Annotated in this window: 8 protein-coding genes; 2 read left to right on the top strand and 6 right to left on the bottom strand. The window is 41.3% G+C overall.

Translation table 11 applies throughout. The features are described 5' to 3' along the window. Nucleotides 1–128 precede the first annotated feature (128 nt). Complete coding sequence (gene wecB / locus V7K89_RS03810) at nucleotides 129–1259, bottom strand: non-hydrolyzing UDP-N-acetylglucosamine 2-epimerase (protein WP_335184489.1); 1131 nt, start codon at nucleotides 1257–1259, stop codon at nucleotides 129–131. 262 nt (nucleotides 1260–1521) lie between these two features. Next, nucleotides 1522–1893, bottom strand: coding sequence for a hypothetical protein (locus tag V7K89_RS03805; protein WP_094349008.1), 372 nt, complete (start codon nucleotides 1891–1893; stop codon nucleotides 1522–1524). Between the two features lie 733 nt (nucleotides 1894–2626). Here V7K89_RS03805 and V7K89_RS03800 point away from each other — a divergent pair. Both V7K89_RS03800 and V7K89_RS03795 read left to right on the top strand, forming a co-directional pair. Then, nucleotides 2627–3910, top strand: coding sequence for a type IV pilus twitching motility protein PilT (locus tag V7K89_RS03800; protein WP_335184487.1), 1284 nt, complete (start codon nucleotides 2627–2629; stop codon nucleotides 3908–3910). Between the two features lie 249 nt (nucleotides 3911–4159). After that, nucleotides 4160–4927 carry a circadian clock KaiB family protein gene (locus tag V7K89_RS03795; protein ID WP_335184485.1) on the top strand — a complete coding sequence of 256 codons (768 nt, stop codon included), beginning with the start codon at nucleotides 4160–4162 and terminating at the stop codon, nucleotides 4925–4927. Nucleotides 4928–5143: 216 nt separating this feature from the next. Here the strand turns inward: V7K89_RS03795 and V7K89_RS03790 are convergent, their stop codons facing one another. From V7K89_RS03790 to V7K89_RS03775, 4 genes are all read right to left on the bottom strand, one after another. Continuing rightward, nucleotides 5144–5308, bottom strand: coding sequence for a hypothetical protein (locus V7K89_RS03790; RefSeq protein WP_335184483.1), 165 nt, complete (start codon nucleotides 5306–5308; stop codon nucleotides 5144–5146). Nucleotides 5309–5498: 190 nt separating this feature from the next. Then, on the bottom strand, nucleotides 5499–6644 hold the full coding sequence (locus V7K89_RS03785; RefSeq protein WP_335184481.1) for a beta-ketoacyl-ACP synthase: 1146 nt from the start codon (nucleotides 6642–6644) through the stop codon (nucleotides 5499–5501). Between the two features lie 125 nt (nucleotides 6645–6769). Next, complete coding sequence (locus tag V7K89_RS03780) at nucleotides 6770–7570, bottom strand: peptidylprolyl isomerase (protein ID WP_335184479.1); 801 nt, start codon at nucleotides 7568–7570, stop codon at nucleotides 6770–6772. 196 nt (nucleotides 7571–7766) lie between these two features. Further along, the gene (locus V7K89_RS03775) at nucleotides 7767–8336 is read right to left on the bottom strand and encodes a photosystem I assembly protein Ycf4 (RefSeq protein ID WP_335184477.1); all 570 of its coding nucleotides are present in this window, start codon (nucleotides 8334–8336) and stop codon (nucleotides 7767–7769) included. Between the last annotated feature and the right edge of the window lie 1005 nt (nucleotides 8337–9341).

Below are 9341 nucleotides of genomic sequence, written 5' to 3'. Positions count from 1 at the left end.
ATTTGCTCACAAGGTGCTGATATCTTCAATCTTTCAGCTTAAGCCTTGTGAGTTTTCTTACAATAGCCCCTCACTTTTAAAACATCCTCTTAGAAAACAGAAATTTTGCATTTTGTTGAAAAAAGTTCCTAAATTGATGTTTCTGATGAAATACCCAAGTAATTTTGTACAATCTGCAAAATGCGCTCTGCTGCATGACCATCCCCAAAAGGATTGATTGCATTTGCCATCGCTTCATAAGTATCTGAGTAACTGAGTAACTCAGCAGCGGCTGCAAAAATATTCTCAGTCGTAGTGCCTACAAGTTTGGCTGTACCAGCGACAACAGCCTCTGGTCTTTCGGTGGTGTCTCTCAAAACTAGTACTGGTTTTCCCAAGCTGGGGGCTTCTTCTTGCAAGCCGCCAGAGTCAGTAAGCAAAAGATGCGATCGCTTAATTGCTCCCACCAATTCGCCATAATCTAGAGGATCTGTCAAGAAAATTCGGGGATGATTCCCTAAAAGTTCCTGCAACGGAACTCGCACTGTCGGATTGCGATGCAATGGTAGCAGCAAAGCTGTATCAGGAAACTTGTCTAAGATTTGTAAAAATGCCTGAGCGATCGCTAATAGAGGTTCTCCCCAATTCTCTCGACGATGAACTGTTGCTAATAAAACCCGATATGATTCCCAGTTTAAGCCTGGAACATCACAAACTACTTGGGTTGCAGCAACATTTAACAATGCATCAATTACCGTGTTGCCCGTCATGTGAATTTCACCCAAAACACCAGAACGATACAAATTTTCCACAGCCCAAGGAGTCGGCGCAAAGTGCAACTGAGTAATTTGAGAAATTAACCGGCGATTAGCTTCTTCTGGATAAGGATTGAAGATATCATCAGTTCTTAACCCTGCTTCTACATGACCAATAGGAATTTTTTGATAAAAAGCTGCTAAAGCTGCGGCAAAAGCTGTGGTAGTGTCTCCCTGCACAATTACAAAATCTGGCTTTTCCGCTTTAAATAATGCTTCTAACCCTTGTAAACTACGGCAAGTAATATCATTTAGAGATTGCTGAACCTGCATAATTTCCAAGTTATAATCCGACTTGATATTAAACAGTTGCATAACTTGTTCAACCATCTCCCGATGTTGTCCAGTTAGAATTACTTGCAACTGAAATTCTGAAGACTTCTGGAAAACCTGAATCACTGGAGCGAGTTTAATTGCTTCTGGGCGAGTACCTAAAATAATGCAAACGCGTTTTTGATTAGTCATTAGTCATCTGTAATTTACCATCTATAGTCAATGGTCTATAGTCAGTGGTCTATGGTCAATAGTCGGCGGTCAATCCTCACATAAACCATAAATATTAATGGATAAATCACACAAGATATAAAAAAAACCCGGCTTAAACGGGCAAATGCATTGTTTATCTAATTAACTTGTAATGACTATTTAAAAGTTAAAATTATGAAAATCATGAAAAAACCCGGCTTAACCGGGCAGACGCGCTGTTTGTCTACTTAATCTGTAATAACTATTTAATCTCACAAGTTAGAGGGCAAGCAGCGTAAACAGTAGCCTGCATTTGGTCTGCCTCTCCATGCAGCCAGCTTAACCATTTAACTTCACTAGGATGAACTCCCTTAACAGTTAGCACACCCGCAGCTAATACAACTGCCATCACATTAAACATTATTAGAGCGCCTGCTACAAGCAAAACCGCACTAACAGGCATTACAGATTGCAAGATAATCGACAACAGACATCCGACCGTGGCCATCAAGACAACTAGTGGAAAACCCACAACCAACAAACATACTGCTAATGTAAAAGTCCATATTAAAAAGCTTTTAATCATCAACAAGGAGTAGGTCTTTCCTTGATTAGAGCTTTGAGCAGAAACCATGACTTTTCCTCCCAAAAATACACAACAATTTTTAATTTCAGTAATATCTCACTTTTTGCGAGTAAACTGAATTGTTTCAGTTGAAATTTTAGTATATAAAAACTAATTGGAAAAATGAGCATTTGTTTACTAAAGTTTACAGTTAATTTTTTATAATTATGGATATAAAATCAATTTTCTATTTATTAAAAAAACTTGTTTATTGCATCTTCCTTCAGATATAGAACCTAAAAGGTATGAGCTTTTAACTTTGATCCCCACGATATCATTCCTATTTAACTTAACATTTCTTATAAAAATTAGTAGTCTTTCTCATAATTGCTAGACAGGCTGAATAAATGATCTGCTAGTATTTGTGCTGTTAATTGCTGGCAATTTATGCCCATATCTAGGATAAATTTCTCATCTAAGTCATGAGAATATTTACTTTGAATTTTTAAGTATTAAGAAATACTTATTAATCCTTGTATATTTACTTAGGTTTCTTAAGTCCTTACATGTGTTAAACCAGTATATATAGGTTAAATAATCTATATAAATATTCTGAGGAAGAAAATATTAGGAAATAAAAGATACCAATTGAAGTGGATGAGATAGATTGACTGTGGTTTTAGAGTTTTAATCGCCTTCTATCAGCGCTAAGGCTTGCAGACAAGCATTATCAAAAAGTCATCAAAGCAAGTGATTTTACTTTTCGTTAATTCAACTTTTTAACTACCAAATGTGAAGATATATGACAGAATTACAGTCTCCATTAAATTCTAACTCTGCTGCCGGACGTAATCTACCACCAATACCGCCGCCACCACCGCCAATCCCAACCTTTAGTACCCAGCGGCAGATGACACAAACACTGGATATGTCAATGGATAGGGGTACTAATTTGCCTGTTGCAGGTCATCGTCCGGGTAGTCCACCGCCAATACCTAATTCAGTTCGCCCTCAAAACAGCAGTTCAGAACTCACTTTAGAAAAGTTAATCAGAGAAGCTTACGATCAGGGATATTCTGACTTGCACTTGGGTGTGGGTGAACCACCCCGCTTTCGCAGCCGGGGAGAAATTCAATCAGGAGATTATCCAGAAACAGATAAACAAACTTTTATGAGTTGGTTGCGGGAGGTGATGAGTGAGGGAGAAATTCAGCGCTTTGAAGAATCCTTAGAATTTGACGGCGCAACTCAATACGAATTTGCTCGCGTGCGGATTAATGTTTTTGGCTCCCTCAAAGGGCCTGCAATGGTGTTGCGGTTGATTCCGCTAAAAATCTTAACTATGGAACAGTTGAGATTACCTCCAGTTTTTCGGGATATTTGTCATCACCATAAAGGTTTAATTTTGGTGACGGGACCCACTGGTTCTGGTAAGTCCACCACAATGGCAGCGATGATTGACTACATTAATAAAGAGATGGCCAAACATATCATCACCATTGAAGACCCGATAGAATTTGTCCATCAAAGCCGCAAGTCCTTAGTCAAACAGCGGGAAGTGGGAATGCATACCCGGAAATTTGACAACGCTTTGAAAGCAGCTTTGCGGGAAGATCCAGATTTGATTCTAGTGGGGGAAATGCGGGACAAGGAAACAGTTAACACCGCCCTAAAAGCTGCTCAGACCGGTCACTTAGTCATGGGAACTTTACACACCAATAGCGCTGTCAAAACCATTGAACGGATTCTCAACCTCTATTCTGGTGATGAACAGGATGCAATGCGGGTAGCGATTTCTGAGTCTTTAGTGGCAGTAATTGCTCAAGGTTTGTGTCGCACTACTGATGGTAAGCGGGCTGCTTTCCACGATGTGCTGATCAATACTGAGGCGATTAAAGAATGGATCAAAGACGGTAAGTATGATGAAATTGGCGAGCTGATGAAACAAGCAGGCTTTGACGGCATGATTACGATGAATCAGTCATTGCTGAATCTCTATCAAGACGGACGAATCACTGAAGAAACTGCTTTGGAAATGTCACCAACTCCTAACGAAATGGCACAATTTCTCAGAGGTCGAGTTTAACGATTGGGGATTGGGCATTGGGGATTGGGCATTGGGTATTGGGCATTGAGAAGAGACAAGAGAGAGATTTATTCAATAATTCCCCCTTGTCTCGCTTATTCCCTCATCTCCCCCTGCTTCCCTGCTCCTCTACCCCCTCTGCTCCCTCATCTTTTAGTACCTAATCAAATATCTTTGCGATCCTGGTTGAGGTTATAGCTAAGGTAAAAGGAAAAAGAGAGAATTTTTACTTTTAGTTCCCTAACCTCTGTGAATAACTTGACAACAAATAAACTATCTACACCCCAGCTGTTTAAAGGCATTGCGCTATTTACACCTGGAGGAGATTTAATTTACTGCATCGACCCTAGCAAGCAAGGTCGATGGCATTTGCATTTGTGTTCGGCTTTGCAAGAAATTCTAGATTTACCAGAGCCACCACACTTTTTAGTGCCTTGTTATACTGCAACTATTGACAATTGGTTAGATCCGCGCACTCAACAAGTGCGAACTTTTGCTGAAGCTTATCCGGCTGTAATTAGACACCAAACTTTGCTTAATGCTATTTTTGGCACAGGGGAGTTAGTATGGCAAGCAGCTCCTTGGCAAGAGGGATTGTGCGATCGCATGGTGTTAACAACCTATCGTTCTTCATTTGAGCAGCTTTGGGAGGATCATGACTTAATTGTCCGTCTAGACCTTTCTGAACCTGTGCCAAAATATCACCAGCCAGTAATAGTACAAAAAAAAGAAGCCATTACCCAAGGTTATGTTCTCCGCTTGTTTGTTGCAGGACATAGCAGTTCTACTGAACGCATTCTGCAAAATTTACACGAATTGTTAGAGCGATCGCTCCGATACCCTTATACCCTGAAGGTGATTGATGTTTTAAGTCATCCAGAACAAGCAGAACTAAATCAGGTTTCTGCAACTCCTACCCTTGTCAAGGTTTGGCCTCACCCAATTCGGCGAATCGTTGGAGAGTTGGATCATGTAGAAAAGATTTTACAGATGTTAGCTGCTAAGGAAAAATTTTAAGTAATTTAGACTAGTGTCGGTTAATTGACAAATTCGCATATTTTATGTCGCCAATCTTAGTTTCGCAAATTATATGTCGCAATTTGCAAATTTTGTCGCAATTGCCTTCAATGTCTGAAAACCTTATACTGTAAGGATTTGTGCATATTTGAACATACAAGCAAGCTATAAGTAATTTCTATCAAAAATTATCAAAAAACTACAATAGTGCAAATATTAGGCGATCGCTTCCCTCACTTTTCCTTGTGAAAAGATGTGAAAACCAAACTTCAAGAATTGGGAATTAGTAGACCAGACCCGAGCGTGAATAATACCATTTTCACCCAGAGAGCGATCGCAAGAACACTCCCCTACTCCCTTTTTCCTCGCTCGAATTTTCAACCGTGATTACTTCAGTTACCGTATTGTTGGCATTCCGGTTTGTTTTATGCCAGTGACGCTGTGCAATTAATTAGGCAAGCTCAGTCTGTGCGTGGTGGTAGTTCAGCAAACCAATCCTAAAGAACCGACAATCAGATTAACTGTTGATTTATTTGAATCAATGCACCGTAAGTTATCTACACACAAGTTTTTACCTTGCTAACGCGATCACAGCATTCTGTCCTCCAAAGCCAAAACTCAAACATAATACCTGTCGAATTTTACTTAGACGTGCTGCTGTGACGATATCTAAATCAAACTCTGGCTGCTGCAATCCTAAACAAGGTGGTAATATTTGATGCTTTAGCGCCATAAGAGAAAAAGCTACACCTAAAGCTCCAGATGCCCCTAGTGTATGACCTGTACTTCCCTTGGTGGAACTAATTGCCACGCCTTGGGGAAACAAACGCTGGATTACCATACTTTCCATCTGGTCATTTAGCTGGGTAGCTGTGCCATGAGCATGAATGTAATCAATATCGGTTGGTAATAGACAACTACGTTCTAGACATTGTTTGATAGCAGCGATCGCACTTTTTCCTTCAGGTTCTGGTGAATTGGTATGATATGCGTCGTTAGTTAAGCCAAAACCGAGAATTTCACCATACACTTTTGCTCGACGCTGCTTCGCCAACTCTGCTGATTCCAAGACAAACACAGCTGCACCTTCACCCAACACTAAACCTTCGCGGTGCAAATCAAAAGGATAAGCCCCAGTTTTCGCCAAAGCACCCATCTGCTGAAACCCAGCCAAAGTTAGGGGTGTAATTGGTGCTTCCACTGCACCTGCGATCGCTTGTTGACATTGCCCAGTTTGTATAAGTAAAGCTGCTTGGGCAATAGACCAAATTCCAGTAGCACAAGCTGTCATCGGTGCCAAAACTATCCCCGATGCACCGATTTGCCTGGCAGCTGCGATCGCATTTATATGAGGTAATGTATCTAGCCAATTTCTAAAAGAGGACACGAGAAAATTCTTTGCGTCGCTATGCATTTGCTGCGCTAGCATTTCCCAAGACGCTTGATAAGAGCGACTCGATCCAATAACTACAGCACAATCAGTTAAAGGTGGAACTAACCCAGCATTTTGTAAAGCAGAAGTAACAACCATCTGAGTTAACATTGTCAACTCAGATGGTTGTTGACTAATCAAACCTAGAGGAAGTGGTGTAATTTCTGGAAATGGTTGGTGTAACCGAATTCCAGATTTACCTGCGATTAAATTTTGCCAACTATCCTCTAAGCTTCCACCCAAAGCGGAAACTAGACCTATACCAGTAACAACAATTTTGACCAATTTAGGAGTTAGGAGTTTAAAGTGAGGAGTTAAGAAAGAGTTAGGAGTTTTTTACTACCTCTCTTGCCCCATTGCTTCCCCGGTTACTGAGGGCAGTTGAAGTATGCTTCCCTGCCCTCTTCCTCCTACTTTCCAGATGTTTTCAGGTTTTCAGCACCTTGGGTGACTTTAGCGGAGTCAATGCGATCGCCTTGCTGAATTTTGTTCACGACATCAAAGCCTTGAGTGACATTGCCAAACACGGCATAGTTACCATCTAAGAAGGCTAAATCCGCTAAAGCAAAGTAAAACTGGGCAGAAGCGGAGTCTGGTGATTGCGATCGCGCCATTGCTACTGCACCTTGCTTATGGGGTAATACGACGGGTTGAGCAGTAGCATCAAATGGTTTATTGTAAATCGGAGTATCTGAACCTTTGGGCTTAACTTCTAAAGGTATATAACGAGCATTTCCTGTTTTTGGGTCAATATAGCTACCTGTTCCCAGTCTGTCTGCTGGAACTTTCGGGTCTTTGCTTTGAGGATCGCCCCCTTGAACCACAAACGGTTGGGGTTCGCGCACAACTCGATGGAAAGCTAAACCATCGTATACACCCTTTTGCACTAAATCTACGAAGTTGCCGGCTGTAATGGGGGCATCAGTGCCGTCTACTTCGATAGTAATCGGCGAACCTTTAACCGTAATTACCACAGTAGCCTTGCCTTCTAGTCTTGGTAAATCTGTTATTCCAGGAATACTCTCACTAATAGTTTGAGATACAGAAGTTGCTTCAGTAGTTGCCTTGGTGCTTGCCTCGCTTGTGGTCGAGGCAACTGTCGAGTTTGGAGAAGAGCTATTAGAAGTGACTTGCTGTGTTGAACATCCTCCCAACATCAAGACACTGATAATCACAAAAGAAAGTAAAAATTGTGAAATTTTTAACCGCATTGCCTGTTACTGATTCAACCAGAGTATCTTATCTGTTTTGAGGGGCATTGGGCATGGGGCATTCGGAATGGGTATTGGGAATGGGGTATTGGGCACAAAAGGCAGAGGTGCAAAGGGGCAGAGGGGAAAAACTTACTACAATTTCTCCCCTGTTCCCCTGCTCTCCTCATCTTTGCACTCCTGACTCCTCACTCCCTTAAAGTCCTTCTAACGATACTCCCAAAAACCGGGCTAAGTTTGCGCCTTCTGTTTCCAACTCTGTTAAAGATAAGGGTTGTCCAACCCGTGTTAAGGGTATATCTCGTCGTCCCTTAATGCGTATATAGAGGGTGCGACGGGGATTAAGACCTTCTTTTACGTCTATTATTACAGATTGCACATTTTCTATGCGGCTATCAATCTCTATTCGGCGGTTTTTGCCAGGAAAGCCCCAACGGAAGATTTTAATTGCGCCAGTCTCCCGATTAAATTCGTTATAACCGCCTCCAACATCCAATAAAATCACTAGCCACAAGTATGTAGCTAATAGCAAGCCAGCAGTACCATATAACCCCATCACTAATCCTTGGGGAACGAATACCAGTTGAGTTGGATCGGAAACTATGAGTAAATTAACTTTTAAATAACTGGATATTCCAGCCAATAAAAAGCCGCTTGCTCCGAAGGTAACGATAGCTGCCCACCAGTAGTTACTGAACCGACGAGAACCGAGAACATTTTGGTGCAGGAGGTGATCGCCTTTGTTAATCGTTGTTGATGTCGTCATTGAACTACTATTGCCCGTGAGATACTCGCTGTCACATACTCGCACACTGAATGCTTTTGCATAGAGTGGTGGGTTCCTGTGCCAATCCGGTTATTGCTTAGGAGGCACGGAGAGCTATGTTTGAATGTCCACGGGAACCCTGCCGCAGACTAGAAATTTTTCACTTTGTACCTACAAATTTTACTGTCGCAGATAATGCTGGCTTACTTGTACTACGGGACAAACCACTTAGGCTATTTGTATTTAGTCAAGATGTGCCAACTTCCTTTCTCCTTGTCTAACGTTTCACATAGGTTTTCCAGAGGTGTATCAACAACCGTGGCGGCGAAGTGACTATCCGCATTTTACCAAACATCGTTGACAAAAACTCAACTGCGCCCTTCCATGTTCCTGCTACGGATATAATTTTTTAGGGAATGTTGTACTATTTTTTTACTCAATGGCTGATAAAAATTCTTTCTCCCTGCCCTTGTGTCCCCCTTATTCCTTGCTATCCTCTCCCTGCCTATTTTTGACCTCTTGAAATGAATTACCTACCTACGTCTATCTACATTAAATTTTTTCAGATTTCTGAGAAAAGTTGTGTCAAATTGTAAAATTTCTGATATTCATATTATTTATAAGGTTCGTGTTTCATGCCTAATTTGCTTTTGTGTATCAGGCAAAAACCCTGAGTAGTGTGATAAGTTAAGAATCATTAAGTTACCACAAGCTAGATTACTAGCCGATGGTACGTGTAATGTCATAACCCTGAGAAATAATGACTTAACTAGTCAGCAAGCTCTCAGAATCTCAGTTACTTAAAAGCAGTTGAGATTGTCAAAAAAAACGTTAATTCCTCACGGCAGTCGGTTACACTGGCTCTCCGTACTGTCTTAGAAACGTTGCAATTTTAGTAAAAAAAGAGGATTTTGCTCTAATGACCATCGCAGTTGGACGCGCGCCCAGTAGAGGGTGGTTTGACGTTCTAGACGACTGGCTCAAGCGCGATCGCTTCGTATTCGT

Origin of the sequence: Nostoc sp., assembly GCF_036917515.1 — a bacterium.
Classification (GTDB): Bacteria; Cyanobacteriota; Cyanobacteriia; order Cyanobacteriales; family Nostocaceae; genus Nostoc.
This window is presented reverse-complemented; position numbering and strand designations above follow the sequence as displayed.

What these genes read in the sequence shown, in the direction of transcription:
- V7K89_RS03780 (WP_335184479.1), bottom strand. Translation starts at nt 7,570, where the DNA reads ATGCGGTTAAAAATTTCACAATTTTTACTTTCTTTTGTGATTATCAGT.
- V7K89_RS03800 (WP_335184487.1), top strand. Translation starts at nt 2,627, where the DNA reads ATGACAGAATTACAGTCTCCATTAAATTCTAACTCTGCTGCCGGACGT.
- V7K89_RS03775 (WP_335184477.1), bottom strand. Translation starts at nt 8,336, where the DNA reads ATGACGACATCAACAACGATTAACAAAGGCGATCACCTCCTGCACCAA.
- V7K89_RS03805 (WP_094349008.1), bottom strand. Translation starts at nt 1,893, where the DNA reads ATGGTTTCTGCTCAAAGCTCTAATCAAGGAAAGACCTACTCCTTGTTG.
- wecB (WP_335184489.1), bottom strand. Translation starts at nt 1,259, where the DNA reads ATGACTAATCAAAAACGCGTTTGCATTATTTTAGGTACTCGCCCAGAA.